At 73.8% G+C, this 14,963-nt stretch carries 12 protein-coding genes and 1 riboswitch; of the genes, 9 read left to right on the top strand and 3 right to left on the bottom strand.

Annotated elements, in window-relative coordinates:
- Positions 1–286 precede the first annotated feature (286 nt).
- Positions 287–1,885 carry an ABC-F family ATP-binding cassette domain-containing protein gene (locus MRBLMG1_RS35265; protein ID WP_367828239.1) on the bottom strand — a complete coding sequence of 533 codons (1,599 nt, stop codon included), beginning with the start codon at positions 1,883–1,885 and terminating at the stop codon, positions 287–289.
- A gap of 268 nt (positions 1,886–2,153) precedes the next feature.
- Here MRBLMG1_RS35265 and ypfJ point away from each other — a divergent pair, with 268 nt between their 5' ends.
- Both ypfJ and MRBLMG1_RS35275 read left to right on the top strand, forming a co-directional pair.
- The gene (gene ypfJ / locus MRBLMG1_RS35270; protein WP_367828240.1) at positions 2,154–3,044 is read left to right on the top strand and encodes a KPN_02809 family neutral zinc metallopeptidase; all 891 of its coding nucleotides are present in this window, start codon (positions 2,154–2,156) and stop codon (positions 3,042–3,044) included.
- A 67-nt stretch (positions 3,045–3,111) separates the two neighbouring features.
- A complete protein-coding gene (locus MRBLMG1_RS35275) occupies positions 3,112–3,516 on the top strand; it encodes a VOC family protein (RefSeq protein ID WP_367828241.1) in 405 nt (134 codons plus the stop codon).
- A gap of 20 nt (positions 3,517–3,536) precedes the next feature.
- Here MRBLMG1_RS35275 and MRBLMG1_RS35280 read toward each other — a convergent pair whose 3' ends face one another.
- Positions 3,537–4,949, bottom strand: coding sequence for a hypothetical protein (locus MRBLMG1_RS35280; protein WP_414721713.1), 1,413 nt, complete (start codon positions 4,947–4,949; stop codon positions 3,537–3,539).
- A gap of 115 nt (positions 4,950–5,064) precedes the next feature.
- On the bottom strand, positions 5,065–6,192 hold the full coding sequence (locus MRBLMG1_RS35285) for an alpha/beta hydrolase (RefSeq protein ID WP_367828242.1): 1,128 nt from the start codon (positions 6,190–6,192) through the stop codon (positions 5,065–5,067).
- 374 nt (positions 6,193–6,566) lie between these two features.
- Here MRBLMG1_RS35285 and MRBLMG1_RS35290 point away from each other — a divergent pair, with 374 nt between their 5' ends.
- From MRBLMG1_RS35290 to MRBLMG1_RS35320, 7 genes are all read left to right on the top strand, one after another.
- Positions 6,567–7,832: an inorganic phosphate transporter gene (locus MRBLMG1_RS35290; RefSeq protein ID WP_367828243.1), complete on the top strand. Its 1,266-nt coding sequence runs from the start codon at positions 6,567–6,569 to the stop codon at positions 7,830–7,832.
- Positions 7,833–7,844: 12 nt separating this feature from the next.
- On the top strand, positions 7,845–8,066 hold the full coding sequence (locus MRBLMG1_RS35295) for a hypothetical protein (RefSeq protein WP_367828244.1): 222 nt from the start codon (positions 7,845–7,847) through the stop codon (positions 8,064–8,066).
- Between the two features lie 112 nt (positions 8,067–8,178).
- A riboswitch (cobalamin riboswitch) is annotated at positions 8,179–8,315 on the top strand.
- 38 nt (positions 8,316–8,353) lie between these two features.
- On the top strand, positions 8,354–9,328 hold the full coding sequence (locus tag MRBLMG1_RS35300; RefSeq protein WP_367828245.1) for a cobalamin biosynthesis protein: 975 nt from the start codon (positions 8,354–8,356) through the stop codon (positions 9,326–9,328).
- Positions 9,325–10,833, top strand: coding sequence for a cobyric acid synthase (locus MRBLMG1_RS35305; RefSeq protein ID WP_367828246.1), 1,509 nt, complete (start codon positions 9,325–9,327; stop codon positions 10,831–10,833). Before MRBLMG1_RS35300 ends, MRBLMG1_RS35305 begins: the two co-directional genes overlap by 4 nt.
- Positions 10,834–10,882: 49 nt before the next feature.
- Complete coding sequence (locus tag MRBLMG1_RS35310) at positions 10,883–12,976, top strand: putative cobaltochelatase (RefSeq protein WP_367828247.1); 2,094 nt, start codon at positions 10,883–10,885, stop codon at positions 12,974–12,976.
- Complete coding sequence (gene cobO / locus MRBLMG1_RS35315; protein ID WP_367828248.1) at positions 12,976–13,584, top strand: cob(I)yrinic acid a,c-diamide adenosyltransferase; 609 nt, start codon at positions 12,976–12,978, stop codon at positions 13,582–13,584. The genes MRBLMG1_RS35310 and cobO overlap by 1 nt, the downstream gene beginning before the upstream one ends.
- The gene (locus tag MRBLMG1_RS35320) at positions 13,578–14,963 is read left to right on the top strand and encodes a cobyrinate a,c-diamide synthase (RefSeq protein WP_367828249.1); all 1,386 of its coding nucleotides are present in this window, start codon (positions 13,578–13,580) and stop codon (positions 14,961–14,963) included. Before cobO ends, MRBLMG1_RS35320 begins: the two co-directional genes overlap by 7 nt.

Here is a 14,963-nt window from a genome sequence, read left to right on the forward strand (position 1 = left end):
GGGTTTGCGGAGGAGTACGGCGTCATCACAGACGGAACCTCTGATTCCGCAGGAACGAAACGCCACGTCCGTACCGGTCGGCATGGGAAGTACCAGGTCAGCGGCAGAGGGGGAACACACGTGCGGCGCGGGCCTGCCGGAAGGATTCGGCAGAGCACCGCGCCGGGATGTACCAGAGACCCTCACTCAGATGAAGGATCACCGATGAGCCGAATGATCCAGCCCCGCATGATCACTCCGGGCTCCGGAAGCACCCCTTCGGACGCATCCGGAGCCGTGTGCCGGGTCAGGCCAGGGACACCAGGTCCGCGTAGTCGGCGCCCCAGAGGTCCTCGACGCCGTCCGGGAGCAGGATGATCCGCTCCGGGTCGAGCGCCTCGACGGCGCCCTCGTCGTGGGTGACGAGGACGACGGCGCCCTTGTACGTCCGCAGGGCGCCGAGGATCTCCTCGCGGCTGGCCGGGTCCAGGTTGTTGGTCGGCTCGTCGAGGAGCAGCACGTTCGCCGAGGAGACGACCAGGGTCGCGAGCGCGAGACGGGTCTTCTCGCCGCCGGAGAGCACCCCGGCCGGCTTGTCGACGTCGTCGCCGGAGAAGAGGAACGAGCCGAGCGTCTTGCGGACGTCCACCAGGTCGAGGTCGGGCGCGGCCGAGCGCATGTTCTCCAGGACGGTCCGCTCGGGGTCGAGCGTCTCGTGCTCCTGGGCGTAGTAGCCGAGCTTCAGTCCGTGGCCGGGGGTGACCTCGCCCGTGTCGGGCTTCTCCACGCCGCCGAGGAGGCGCAGCAGGGTCGTCTTGCCCGCGCCGTTGAGGCCGAGGATGACGACGCGGGAGCCCTTGTCGATGGCCAGGTCCACGTCGGTGAAGATCTCCAGCGAGCCGTACGACTTGGAGAGCCCCTCGGCGGTCAGCGGGGTCTTGCCGCACGGCGCCGGGTCCGGGAAGCGGAGCTTGGCGACCTTGTCGGAGGCGCGGACGGCCTCCAGGCCGGAGAGCAGCCGCTCGGCGCGCTTGGCCATGTTCTGCGCGGCGACGGTCTTGGTGGCCTTGGCGCGCATCTTGTCGGCCTGCGAGTTGAGGGCGGCGGCCTTCTTCTCGGCGTTCTGGCGCTCGCGCTTGCGGCGCTTCTCGTCGGCCTCGCGCTGCTGCTGGTAGAGCTTCCAGCCCATGTTGTAGACGTCGATCGTGGAGCGGTTGGCGTCCAGGTAGAAGACCTTGTTGACCACGGTCTCGACGAGGTCGACGTCGTGGGAGATGACGATGAAGCCGCCGCGGTAGGTCTTCAGGTAGTCCCGGAGCCAGATGATGGAGTCGGCGTCGAGGTGGTTCGTGGGCTCGTCGAGCAGGAGCGTGTCGGCGTCCGAGAAGAGGATCCGGGCGAGCTCGACGCGGCGGCGCTGACCACCGGAGAGGGTGTGCAGCGGCTGGCCCATGACCCGGTCGGGCAGGCCGAGGGCGGCGGCGATGGTGGAGGCCTCGGCCTCGGCCGCGTAACCGCCCTTGGTGAGGAACTCGGTCTCCTGGCGCTCGTACTGCCGCATCGCCTTGTCGCGGGTGGCGCCGGAGCCGGTCGCGATGCGCTCCTCGTTCGCCCGCATCTTCTTGAGGAGCGTGTCGAGGCCGCGGGCGGAGAGGATCCGGTCGCGGGCCAGGACGTCGAGGTCGCCGGTGCGCGGGTCCTGCGGGAGGTAGCCGACCTCGCCGGAGCGGGCGATGGCGCCGGCGGCGGGCTGGCCCTCGCCCGCGAGGCACTTGGTGAGGGTGGTCTTGCCCGCTCCGTTGCGGCCGACGAGGCCGATGCGGTCGCCCTTGGCGATGCGGAAGGAAGCGGATTCGATGAGGACGCGGGCGCCGGCGCGCAGCTCGATGCCGGAAGCGGTGATCACGGACAGACTCCAGGGCGGTGGGAAACGGCGGAAGGACGACTGGTGGCGGGCTTCAGCGCCGCTAATGCACCCAGGGGAGAATGGCCATACAGCCAGTCTAACGGGCTTCTGCAACTGGTTTTCGGCCATGTGGGGCACGGGAGCACCCTTGGACCTTCCTCGCATTACCGCTGATGCCCTTCAAAAGGGGCGATGCGGTCGAGATCGTCCGATACTCGGCGAAGGGCGGCGGCCACTGCCGCGGCGGTGACGCGGAGGGTGGTGGACCGTGCAGTTCGACGACGACGCCGACCTGGACACCTCGGAGGTACGGGACGTCCGCGGCAGCCGCATCCCCGGCGGCAAGGCGACCGTCGGCGGCGGCGTCATCGGGCTCATCGCGCTGGTCCTGGGCGTCCTCTTCGGCGTGGGCCCCGACCAGCTGGGGCTCTCCGGCGGCGGCGACGAGCCGGTCGCGAGCTCCTCGTCCGCGACCCAGGTGAGCCGGACCTGCCGGAAGGGCTCCGACGCCAACACCCGCGAGGACTGCCGGATCGTCGCCGTGGTCAACAGCCTCCAGGACTACTGGCGGACCGAGTACGCGCGCCGCGGCGGCACCTACGGCGCCGCCGCCACCGTGATGTTCGCCCAGCGGGTCGGGACCGCGTGCGGCTCGGCGACCTCCGCGGTGGGGCCCTTCTACTGCCCCGGCGACCGGCAGGTCTATCTGGACCTGGGCTTCTTCGACGAGCTGCGCACGACGTTCGGGTCGAGCGGCGGCCCCTTCGCCCAGGCGTACGTGGTCGCCCACGAGTACGGCCACCACATCCAGAACCTGATGGGGACCCTCAGCCGCGCCCAGGACGGGCGGACCGGCGCGAACTCCAACGCCGTACGGGTCGAGCTCCAGGCCGACTGCTACGCCGGCGTCTGGGCGCGCCACGCGACGACCACCCCTGACGAGAGGACGGGCCGGCCGCTGCTGACCCGGCTCACCGACGACGACATCCGGGACGGCCTGGACGCGGCGGCCGCGGTGGGCGACGACCGGATCCAGGAGCGGTTCCAGGGCCGGGTGACGCCGGAGAACTGGACGCACGGCTCGGCGGCCCAGCGGCAGCAGTGGTTCTACCAGGGCTACCGGACCGGCGACATGGCCCAGTGCAACACCTTCCGCTGACTTGTCGGCGGCGGCTGCGAGACTGAGATCCAGGTCACATTCGGCTGCGCGAGAGGAAACGATCGGGATGGCTGACACACCCGACATCTGTCCGGCCCTGCGGTACGAGGACGCGAAGGCGGCGATCAAGCAGCTCACGGAGGGCTTCGGCTTCTCCGAGCACGCCGTCTACGAAGGCGAGGACGGCCGTGTGGTGCACGCCGAGCTCGCGTACGGGAACGGCATGCTGATGCTCGGCAGCAAGGGCAGCGGCACCGAGTTCGACAAGCTCATGGCCGGCGCCGGCCCCGTCGCGGTGTACGTGCGCGTGGCCGACGTGGACGAGCACCACGCCCGTGCGGTGGCCCAGGGCATCGAGATCGTCATGCCGCCCGCGGACCAGGAGTACGGCTCCCGGGACTACACGGCCCGGGACGCCGAGGGCAACGTGTGGAGCTTCGGTACGTACGCCCCCGGCGCGACGACGGGCTGACCGCCCCGGACGGCCCCGGCTCAGGCTCCTCCGGTGTGCACCTGGAAGGCGGCCCTGCGGACGGCCTTGGCCAGCGCCGGGTCCGGGTGGGCGGCGGCGAGGGCCACCAGGACCTGCACGGTACGGGGGTGGCCGACGGCCCTGACCTCGTCGAGCAGCGCCGGGACCGTGCCCTGCACCGCGGACTCGAGGTGGCGGACGAGCAGCGCGCTCTCACCGTGGTCGGCGACGGCCGCCGCTGTGTCCACCCAGAGCCAGGTCGCCTCCTCGCGGGTCAGCACCTCCTGGGCGTCGTCCGGGTCCGCGCCGTCGTACTCCGCGAGCCAGAGCAGCGCGTACGGGCGCAGCGAGGGCTCGGCGACGGTGGCCCGGACCTCGGCCTCGGCGGGGGCTCCGACGACCCGGAGCGCCTCGAACGCGAGCCCGCGCAGCAGGGCGTCCTCGCCGCGGGCGACGGCGAGGAGTTCGGTCACCGCGCTGGACAGGGTCCGGGCCGCGAGCCAGGCGCGGTACTCGTCGCGGGCCGGGCCCGGGGTGAGCCGGGCGCAGCCGCGGAGCATGTCCTCGGCGGACTGCTCGATGTTGCCCGCGGGGCTCTGCGCGGCGACGCAGATCTGCTCCAGTTTGACCCAGACCGCCCAGTTGCCGAGCGGGGTCAGGGTGGCGTGACGTCCCTCCGCGCCGAGGTCGAGGGTGAGCGCGCCGACGGCGGCCAGGCCCTCCAGCGCCCAGTCGAGGAGGGCGGGGAGTCCGTCGGTGCCGGGGGTGGCCGTCCCCGCCTCGGGAGCCGGTTCGGCCGCGGGTACCTCGCAGCGCTCCTCGCGGAGCTCCTCGACCCGCTGGCCGAGGAGGTCGAGGAGGACCGGGACGAGCACCGGGCCCTGGGAGAGCTGGAGCAGCGAGAGCACCTGCGGGACGGCCTCGACGACCTCGGCGACGGCGCTCGGCGCGACCCCTTCGGGGGCCGGGTGGACCAGGGACCAGGCGTCGAAGAGGGCGACCCAGCCGCGCAGTACGGCGGAGTCGTCGCGGTCCCAGGCGTGCAGCCGCCAGCCGGGGCGGACGGTGTCGCCGTGCAGTTCGACGAGGCCGGCGAGCCGGGCACGGTCCCAGCCGGCCCGGATCCGGTCGGCCGTCAGGTCCAGTGCGGCCGCGGCCCGTTCCGGTGCGGGCACGGGCCCGGAGCCGGTGCGGGCGGCGATGTCGGCCCCGTGCTCGACGGCGGCCCAGCGGGCGAGCCGTACGGCGTCGGCGAGGACCTGCCGGGCCTGGCGGGCGAGTTCCGCGCGGGGCGGAGTGCCCTCGGGCGGCCGCGGCGCCGGCCGGGTGCGCCGGGTCGTCACGGCCCGTCGGGCGGTGGCCAGGGCCCGCGGGCGGACGAGTCGGAGTCTGGAGTTGCGCGCCAATGGTTCATCGGGCTTTCGAGACGTCACGGGGGCAGTCTTCCCGCTGACGGCCCGAAAGCCCAATCGGAATCCGCAGCCCCGTCAGAACGGCCCCCGAACCGCGGCCCGGGGCGGCTCCTCGGGGGCGTCGCGCGGGCCGCCGTCAGAGCAGCGGGGTGAGGAAGCGGCGCAGGGACTCCTCGTAGTGGACCGGGTCGGCGTTCCACATGGCCGCGTGCGGGGCCTGTCGGACGGTCCGCAGACTGACCAGGTCGGGGCGGCGGGCGGCGAGCTCGACCGACGACTCCCAGGGGGCGATGGTGTCGTCGGGGCCGTGCACGAGGAGGACCGGGACCCGCAGGGCGTCCGGCGCTGAGGCGGCCCGGATGCGGTCGCCGTGCGGGCCGGTCCTGCCCTGGGCGGCGCGGACGGCGAGCGGGAGCAGCGGGCCGGGGACGTGCCGGGCCGCGGCGAGGTTGCGGAGGGTGGCCTCCCAGTCGAGGACCGGCGAGTCGAGGACGAGGCCGGCGATCCGGTCGCGCACCCCGGACTCGGCGGCGGCGCGCAGGGCCATCGATGCGCCGGTCCCCCAGCCGTGCAGGACGACCTGGGCGGCGCCGCGGCGGACGGCGTAGCGGATGGCGGCGTCGACGTCCCGCCACTCGGAGTCGCCGAGGTGGGCGAGGCCGTCCGGGGACGGGGGCGCGCCCTCGTCGCCGCGGTAGGTGGGGACGAGGACGGGGATCTTGCGCCGGTTGAAGAAGGGGACGACGTTCAGCGGGTGCTCGCGGGTGGTGCCGAGGCCGTGCAGGGCGATCACCCAGATGGTGCGCGGGCCGGGGACGAGCCAGGCGGGCAGGGGGCCGAGTTCGCCGGGGATCTCGACGTCCTCGTACGGGAGGCCGAGGGCGGCGGCCGGGGTGCCGCGGTGCAGCTGGGGGGTGAGGCGGACGCGGGCGCCGGGCCCCGGGGTGCCGAGCTCGACGCGTTCCAGACGCCGGACGACGGTGTCGGCGGTGTGCGGGACGCGGTCGAGGACGGGGCCGACGACGGCGTGCAGGCCGGGGGCCTCCAGTCCGTACGTGCCGGGGCGCAGCGAGGCGAGGCTGCGGGTGAGGGTGATCCGTTCGGGGCCCGTGGCGTGCACGGTCAGTCGGGGGTCCCCGGGCAGGGGACGTCCTGACGGCACCTTGAGGGCGACGTCGCTGGCGTACCGGCCGGCCGCTACCGCGGCCGCGCCGACACCGATCAGGGTGGTGACGGCCGCTGCCGTCGCTGTAGCCGGGCGCACGCTCCCAGTGTCGGCAGGGCGGCGGCGGCCTGCCACCGGACGGACCCGGTCGGGGGCTCCGGACCGGTGCGCCCGCACTCCCCCTGGGGGTGACATGGGTCTCCTCGACGGGGTCCCCCGGTCGGATGGTCCGGTCCAGGGAGCGGAACGGGGTGGTGGGGGAGGAACCGGGGCAGGTCGCATGTGCCCGGGAACCGCCTGGATTACCAGGGGTCGCAGGGCGACCGCATCGTGGACAGGACCCCGGTCCGGGAGCTAAGCGGAATCTCTTGACACCGGATAGGGACACCACGCCGCCCGCCCCAGTTCATCTTCCGTTCACCCAGGTTGCCTACGTTCAACGAGCCACTGACGTCAAACGATTGCCTGGGTAAATGGAACACATCACGCTGCTGCTCGCCATTGTGGTCGTGACAGCTCTCGTGTTCGATTTCACGAACGGTTTCCACGACACCGCCAACGCGATGGCCACGACCATCTCGACCGGTGCGCTCAAGCCCAAGACGGCGGTGGCCATGTCCGCCGTGCTGAACCTCGTCGGAGCGTTCCTGTCCGTGGAGGTCGCCAAGACGATCTCCAAGGGCCTGGTGAACGAGGAGGGCATCCAGCCCGAAGTGATCCTCGCCGCGCTCGTCGGCGCGATCCTCTGGAACCTGGTGACGTGGCTGGTCGGACTGCCGTCCAGCTCCTCCCATGCCCTCATGGGCGGCCTCATCGGCGCGACCATCGCCTCCATCGGCCTCAGCGGTGTCAACGGCGAGGTCGTCGTCACCAAGGTCCTCATCCCGGCCGTCGCCGCCCCGGTCGTCGCGGGCATCGCCGCGATGCTGGGCACGAAGCTGACGTACAGGATCGGCGCGAAGACCGAGGAGCAGCACACCGCCAAGGGCTACCGGGTCGGCCAGATCGCGTCCGCCGGTCTCGTCTCCCTCGCCCACGGCACCAACGACGCCCAGAAGACGATGGGCATCATCACCCTCGCCCTGGTCGCCGGCGGCACCCTCGCCCCCGGCTCCAACCCGCCGGTCTGGGTCATCGTCTCCGCCGGTGCGGCCATCGCCCTCGGCACCTACCTCGGTGGCTGGCGCATCATCCGCACCATGGGCAAGGGCCTCACCGACCTCAAGCCGCAGCAGGGCTTCGCCGCCCAGACCAGCGCGGCCACGGTCATCCTGGCCTCCTCCCACCTGGGCTTCTCCCTCTCGACCACGCACTCCGTCTCCGGTGCCGTCATGGGCGCGGGTCTGGGCCGCAAGGGCGGCGTCGTCCGCTGGTCGACCGCCACCCGCATGTTCGTGGCCTGGGGCCTGACCCTGCCGGCCGCCGGCCTGGTCGCCGCCGGAGCCGAGTACGTCGCCCGCCAGGGCGACTGGGGCGTCTACCTCGTCGCGGCCTTCCTGGTCGCCTCCTGCCTCGGCATCTGGCTCGTCTCCCGCCGCCAGGTCGTCGACCACACCAACGTCAACGACGTCGAGGACGAGGCCCAGGCGGACGGTGTCGTGACCACCGCCATCGCGGCCGTCACCCCGCCGCCGGCCGGCTCCGTCGCCGCCGTCGCGGACGAGGACCTCAAGACCACCATCCCCGCGCCGGCTCCCATCGACCCGGCCGCTCCCCAGGCCCCCGCCGCAGCGGTGTAAGGAACCAACGACATGAAGATCGACTGGGCAGCTCTCGGCTCCGTCTTCGGAGTCAGCCTCGTGGCGACCGTCGCCCTGGTGGGCCTCTTCACCCTCGGCGTCATCGGCCTCTCCAAGCAGGAGCAGGCCGCCGCCCAGGGCGGCTCCGCCACCCTGGCCCGCACCGGCGCCTACGCCTGCTTCGGCCTCTGCCTCGCGGCCGTGGCGTACGGCATCTACCTGATCGTCGCCTGACGGTCCCGGGTACCTCGGCCGGGCGGTCCGCACCTTGGGTGCGGACCGCCCGGCCGTCGTGTTTGTGGTGCTTCGCACAGTGACGCGACGCAGGTCAAGGGTGAGTTGACGGGTGTTCTCGGGCCGTGGTGGACTGCCGAGGCCATTACGGCGGCAGCAGAGGAAGCCCGGTGCGAATCCGGCGCGGTCCCGCCACTGTGACCGGATCCGCAGGGTCCGGGAGCCAGGAACTCGCGCCGCCCGTCACGTCGATCCAGGGCGCGGACCCTGAGTGAGGACATAGCGCCATGCCCGGCTGCAGCCGCAGCGTTTCCCGAGCCACCGGTGTCTTCGCGTACGGTGCGGCCCTCGGCCTCGTCGTCGACCGGCTCGTCGGCGATCCCCGACGCGGACATCCCGTCGCCGTGTTCGGCCGGGCCGCGGCCGGCGTCGAACGGGCCCTGTGGCGCGACCACCGCGGTTGGGGCGCCCTGCACACCGCCGTCTGCGCCGGCACCACCGCGGCCGCCGGCGCCCTCGCCGCCCGGACCGTACGCGGCAACCGCGCCGCCTCCGTCGCCCTGACCGCGGCGACCGTCTGGGCCGTCGTCGGCGGCACGACCCTGGGGCGAGAGGCCCGCACCATCGGAGGCGCGCTCGCCGCCGGGGACCTGGAGGGGGCCCGCGAGCGGCTGCCCCACCTCTGCGGCCGCGACCCGCACTCCCTCGACGGTCCCGCGATGGCCCGCGCGGTCGTCGAGTCCGTCGCCGAGAACACCTCCGACGCCGTGGTCGGCGCCCTCTTCTGGGGCGCCGTCGCGGGCGTGCCGGGGCTCGTCGGCTTCCGCGCCGTCAACACCCTCGACGCGATGGTCGGGCACAAGTCCCCCCGCCACCGCCGCTTCGGCTGGGCCTCGGCCCGGCTCGACGACGTGGCCGGCTGGCCTGGGGCCCGGCTCACCGCCGCCCTCGCGACCGTCGCCGGCGGCGATCCGCGCGGAGCCGTACGGGCCTGGCGGGCGGACGCGGCGAAGCACCCCAGCCCCAACGCGGGCCCGGTCGAGGCCTCCTTCGCGGGCGCGCTCGGCGTGCGGCTCGGCGGCACCCTCGCGTACGGCGGGCGGGTCGAGCACCGGCCCGTGCTCAACGGGGAGGGGCGGGCCGTCGAGGTCGCCGACATCGAGCGGGCGGTCCGGCTGTCCCGCCGGATCACCGGACTGACCCTGGCCGCCTGCGTGGGCGGCCGGCTGATCGTGAGCGCGCTGAAGCGGAGGAACGCATGAGGGGTGGCGGACTGCTCGTCGCCGGGACCACGTCGGACGCCGGTAAGAGCGTCGTGACGGCCGGCATCTGCCGCTGGCTGGTCCGGCAGGGCATCAGGGTCGCACCGTTCAAGGGACAGAACATGTCCCTCAACTCCTTCGTCACGAGGGAGGGCGCCGAGATAGGCCGCGCCCAGGCCATGCAGGCGCAGGCGGCCCGGGTGGAGCCGACCGCCCTGATGAACCCGGTGCTGCTCAAGCCCGGCAGCGACCGCTCCAGCCAGGTCGTCCTCATGGGCAAGCCGGTCGGCGAACTGAGCGCCCGCGGCTACCACGGCGGCCGGCAGAAGGAACTCTTCGAGCCCGTCCTCGCGTGCCTGGAGGAACTCCGGGGCATGTACGACGCCGTGATCTGCGAAGGGGCGGGCAGTCCGGCCGAGATCAACCTGCGGCGCACGGACATCGTGAACATGGGCATCGCGCGGGCCGCGAAGCTGCCCGTGGTCGTCGTCGGCGACATCGACCGGGGCGGCGTCTTCGCCCAGTTCTTCGGCACGACGGCGCTGCTGAGCCCCGAGGACCAGTCCCTCGTCGCCGGATACCTGGTGAACAAGTTCCGGGGCGACGTCACCCTGCTGGAACCCGGCCTCGACATGCTGCACGGCCTCACCGGGCGCCGGACGTTCGGCGTCCTGCCGTACGCCCACGGGCTCGGCATCGACGAGGAGGACGGCCTCCGGGTCTCGCTGCGCGGCACCGTCCGCGAGTCCGTCGTCGCGCCGCCGGTCGGCGCCGACGTGCTGCGGGTCGCCGTCTGCGCCGTACCGCTGATGTCCAACTTCACCGACGTCGACGCGCTGGCCGCCGAGCCCGGTGTCGTCGTCCGGTTCGTGGACCGCCCGGAGGAGCTCGTCGACGCCGACCTGGTCGTCGTGCCCGGCACCCGGGGGACGGTCAAGGCGCTGGCGTGGCTGCGCGAGCGGGGGCTCGCCGGCGAGCTGGCCCGGCGCGCGGCCGAGGGCCGGCCGGTGCTCGGCATCTGCGGCGGCTTCCAGGCGCTCGGCGAGCGCATCGAGGACGACGTCGAGTCGAAGGCCGGCGTGGTCGACGGACTCGGGCTGCTCCCCGTACGGGTGCGGTTCGGCGTCGAGAAGACCCTCGCCCGGCCGGTCGGCGAGGCGCTCGGCGAGCGCGTCGAGGGGTACGAGATCCACCACGGCGTGGCCGAGGTGCTCGGCGGGGACCCGTTCCTCGACGGCTGTCGCGTCGGCTCCGTCTGGGGCACCCACTGGCACGGCTCGCTGGAGAGCGACGGCTTCCGCCGGGCGTTCCTGCGCGAGGTCGCGGCGGCCGCGGGACGCCGGTTCGTCCCCGCCCCCGACACGTCGTTCCACACCCTCCGCGAGGAACAGCTCGACCGGCTCGGCGACCTGATCGAGGAGCACGCCGACACCGACGCGCTCCTCCGGCTCATCGAGGAGGGAGCCCCGGCGGGGCTGCCGTTCGTGCCGCCGGGCGCGCCGTGAGCGCGCACCCCGCCCCGACTTCCGTACCTCTCGAAGGAGTGACCGCCCGATGAGCACCCGCTACCCGTTCACGGCCGTCGTCGGCATGGACGACCTACGGCTCGCGCTGCTGCTGAACGCGGTCAGCCCCTCCGTGGGCGGTGTCCTCGTGCGGGGCGAGAAGGGCACCGCGAAGTCCACCGCGGTGCGGGCGCTCGCCGAACTGCTGCCGGAGGTGCCGGTGGTCGCCGGCTGCCGGTTCAGCTGCGACCCGGGCGCGCCCGACCCCGCGTGCCCGGACGGTCCGCACGGCGACGCGACCGGGACCTCCCGTCCCGCGCGCATGGTCGAACTGCCCGTCGGCGCCTCCGAGGACCGGCTCGTCGGAGCGCTCGACATCGAGAAGGCGCTCGCCGACGGTGTGAAGGCCTTCGAGCCGGGGCTGCTCGCCGCCGCGCACCGGGGGATCCTCTACGTCGACGAGGTCAACCTGCTGAGCGATCACCTGATCGACCATCTCCTCGACGCCGCCGCCATGGGCGCCTCGCACGTCGAGCGCGAGGGCGTCTCCGTGCGGCACGCGGCGCGCTTCCTGCTGGTGGGGACGATGAACCCCGAGGAGGGGGAACTGCGGCCGCAGTTGCTCGACCGGTTCGGGCTGACCGTGGAGGTCGCGGCCTCCCGGGTGCCCGAGGAGCGGGTGGAGGTCGTACGGCGCCGGCTGGCGTTCGAGGACGACGCGGCCGGTTTCGCGGCGCGGTGGGCGGGCGAGGAGAGCGCGCTGCGCGAACGGATCGTCGCCGCGCGGACGTTGCTGCCGAGCGTGGCGCTCGGGGACGCGGTGCTGCTCCAGATCGCCGCGACCTGCGCCGCGTTCGAGGTGGACGGCATGCGCGCCGACATCGTGATGGCCAGGACGGCGAGCGCGCTCGCCGCGTGGGCGGGGCGGACCGAGGTGACCTCGGAGGACGTGCGGCAGGCCGCGCTGCTCGCCCTCCCCCACCGGCGGCGGCGCTCGCCGTTCGACGCGCCGGGCCTCGACGAGGACAAGCTCGACGAGACCCTTGAGCAGTTCAAGGGCGAGGAGCCCGACGAGGACCCGGAGCCCGACGGTCCCGGCGACGGAGGGCCCGGTGACGGGGGTCCCGGCGGCGGCCCCGAGGGCGGCGGCATCCCTCCGCAGGGCGAGGGGCCCGCGCCCGAGGACGTACCGGCGCCGGAGGACGCGCCGGCGGCCGGAGACGCGCCGGCGCCCGAGCCGGCGCCCGCGCCGCAGGGTTCGGGTGCCGCGTCCGGTGAGCGGGCCGCGGTGAAGGCCGCGGAGCCGTTCCGTACGAGGATGCTGAGCGTGCCCGGCCTCGGCGAGGGTGCGGCCGGGCGCCGTTCCCGCGCCCGCACCGAGCACGGCCGTACCACCGGCTCGACCCGGCCGCGGGGCGCGCTGACCAAGCTGCACCTGGCGGCGACCGTGCGGGCCGCCGCGCCGCACCAGCGGGCGCGCGGGCGGTCAGGTCCGGGTCTCGTGGTCCGCCGGGACGACCTGCGGCAGGCGGTTCGGGAGGGGCGGGAGGGGAACCTGGTGCTCTTCGCCGTGGACGCCTCCGGTTCGATGGCGGCGCGGCAGCGGATGAGCGCGGTCAAGGGCGCGGTCCTCTCGCTGCTGCTCGACGCCTACCAGCGGCGCGACAAGGTCGGCCTGGTCACCTTCCGGGGCCGGGACGCCGAGGTCGCGCTGCCGCCGACCTCGTCCGTGGACGCGGCGGCCGCCCGCCTCGAACAGCTGCCGACGGGTGGCCGCACGCCGCTCTCGGCCGGGCTGCTCAAGGCCCATGACGTGCTGCGGGTCGAGCGGCTGCGGGACCCCTCGCGCCGGCCGCTGCTCGTCGTCGTGACCGACGGCCGGGCCACCGGCGGAAGGGCGGCCGGCGATCCGGTGGCGCTCGCCGCCCGGGCCGCGCGGCTGCACGCCGCCGACGGCACGGCGAGCGTGGTCGTGGACTGCGAGACCGGACCGGTGCGCCTCGGGCTCGCCGGGCAGCTCGCCCGCGAACTCGGCGGCACCGCCGTGACCTTGGACGAGCTGCGCGCCGACTCGATCGCCGGCCTCGTCAGAGACGTACAGGCAGCAGGACAGACAACGCAGACCGCATGGAGGGCCGCTTAATGCCGCAGGGACAGCCGACCGTCGTACCCGACGACGGTCTCACCACCCGTCAGCGCCGCAACCGCGCACTCGTGATGGTGCACACGGGCGTCGGCAAGGGGAAGTCGACCGCCGCCTTCGGCATGGCGCTGCGCGCCTGGAACCAGGGCTGGCCGATCGGGGTGTTCCAGTTCGTCAAGTCCGCCAAGTGGAAGGTCGGCGAGGAGAACGCCCTCAAGGCGCTCGGCGAGACCGGCAAGGGCGGCACGGTCACCTGGAACAAGATGGGCGAGGGCTGGTCCTGGATCCAGCGCGAGGTCGCCGACGGCGAGCAGTCCCACGAGGAGAAGGCCCGCGAGGGCTGGGAGCAGGTCAAGCGGGACCTCGCCGAGGAGAAGTACAAGTTCTACGTCCTCGACGAGTTCGCCTACCTCCTGCACTGGGGCTGGATAGACGTCAAGGAGGTCGTCGAGGTGCTCCGCGACCGTCCGGGCCACCAGCACGTCGTCATCACCGGCCGCAACGCGCCGCAGGAGCTGCTCGACTTCGCCGATCTCGTCACCGACATGTCCAAGGTCAAGCACCCCATGGACGCCGGTCAGAAGGGCCAGCGGGGCATCGAGTGGTAGCACGTCTCGTCATCGCCGCGCCCTCCTCGGGCGCGGGCAAGACCACGGTCGCGACCGGCCTCATGGCCGCGTTCGCCGGCCGTGGCCTGGCCGTCTCCCCGCACAAGGTCGGCCCCGACTACATCGACCCCGGCTACCACGCCCTGGCCACCGGCCGGCCGGGCCGCAACCTCGACGCGTACATGTGCGGTACGGGGCGGATCGCGCCGCTCTTCCTGCACGGGGCGCGCGGCTGCGACCTGGCCGTGGTCGAGGGGGTGATGGGCCTGTACGACGGTGCCGCCGACCAGGGCGAGCTGGCGTCCACCGCGCAGGTGGCGAAGCTCCTCAAGGCGCCGGTGGTGCTCGTCGTCGACGCGTCGTCGCAGTCGCGGTCGGTGGCGGCGCTCGTGCACGGGTTCGCGTCGTGGGATCCGGAGGTGCGGATCGGCGGGGTGATCCTCAACAAGGTCGCGACGGACCGGCACGAGCATCTGCTGCGGGAGGCGCTCGGGGAGTCGGGGGTGCCGGTGCTCGGCGTCCTCCGGCGGGCGCCGGCGGTGGCGACGCCGTCGCGGCACCTCGGTCTGGTCCCGGTGGCCGAGCGGCAGGCCGCCGCGGTGGCCGCGGTGGCGGCGCAGGCGGAGCAGGTGCGGGCGGGGTGCGACCTGGAGGCGCTGCTGGCGCTGGCGCGGTCGGCTCCGGAGCTGTACGAGGAGCCGTGGTCGGCGGAGGTCGGGGAACGGCCGCACGCCGGTGGTCCCGTGGAGCCCACCCGTACCGCCCCGCGGGGCGACTGCCCGCCGCGGCGGATCGCCGTCGCCGGTGGCGCCGCGTTCACGTTCTCGTACGCGGAGCACACGGAGCTGCTCACCGCCGCCGGGGCGGAGGTCGTGACCTTCGATCCGCTGCGGGACGAGGCCCTCCCCGAGGGGACGAGCGGGCTCGTCATAGGCGGCGGGTTCCCCGAGATGTACGGCTCCGAGCTGTCGGCCAACGAGCCGCTGCGGAAGGCCGTCGCCGAACTGGCCGCGTCCGGGGCGCCGATCGCGGCGGAGTGCGCCGGGCTGCTGTACCTGGCGCGGTCGCTCGACGGCACGCCGATGTGCGGGGTGCTCGACGCGGACGCGCGGATGTCGGAGCGGCTGACGCTCGGGTACCGGGACGCCGTCGCGGTGAACGACAGCGTGGTCGCCCCGGCCGGGGCGCGGATGCGGGGGCACGAGTTCCACCGGACCGTGATCGAGCCGGGTGCGGGTGCGCTGGCGGCGTGGGGTCTGCGGCAGCCGGAGCGGCGTGTGGAGGGGTTCGTGCAGGGCGGGGTGCACGCGAGTTACGTGCACACGCACTGGGCGGGGTCCCCGGAGGTCGCCGCCCGGTTCGTGGAGCACTGCGGGTGA

Origin of the sequence: Streptomyces sp. LMG1-1-1.1 (genome assembly GCF_040815545.1) — a bacterium.
Classification (GTDB): domain Bacteria; phylum Actinomycetota; class Actinomycetes; order Streptomycetales; family Streptomycetaceae; genus Streptomyces.

Bases quoted from the DNA above. Each gene is read 5' to 3' on its own strand.
- MRBLMG1_RS35275 (WP_367828241.1), top strand. From the start codon at position 3,112: ATGGCTGACACACCCGACATCTGTCCGGCCCTGCGGTACGAGGACGCG.
- MRBLMG1_RS35290 (WP_367828243.1), top strand. From the start codon at position 6,567: ATGGAACACATCACGCTGCTGCTCGCCATTGTGGTCGTGACAGCTCTC.
- MRBLMG1_RS35295 (WP_367828244.1), top strand. From the start codon at position 7,845: ATGAAGATCGACTGGGCAGCTCTCGGCTCCGTCTTCGGAGTCAGCCTC.
- MRBLMG1_RS35300 (WP_367828245.1), top strand. From the start codon at position 8,354: ATGCCCGGCTGCAGCCGCAGCGTTTCCCGAGCCACCGGTGTCTTCGCG.
- MRBLMG1_RS35305 (WP_367828246.1), top strand. From the start codon at position 9,325: ATGAGGGGTGGCGGACTGCTCGTCGCCGGGACCACGTCGGACGCCGGT.
- MRBLMG1_RS35310 (WP_367828247.1), top strand. From the start codon at position 10,883: ATGAGCACCCGCTACCCGTTCACGGCCGTCGTCGGCATGGACGACCTA.
- cobO (WP_367828248.1), top strand. From the start codon at position 12,976: ATGCCGCAGGGACAGCCGACCGTCGTACCCGACGACGGTCTCACCACC.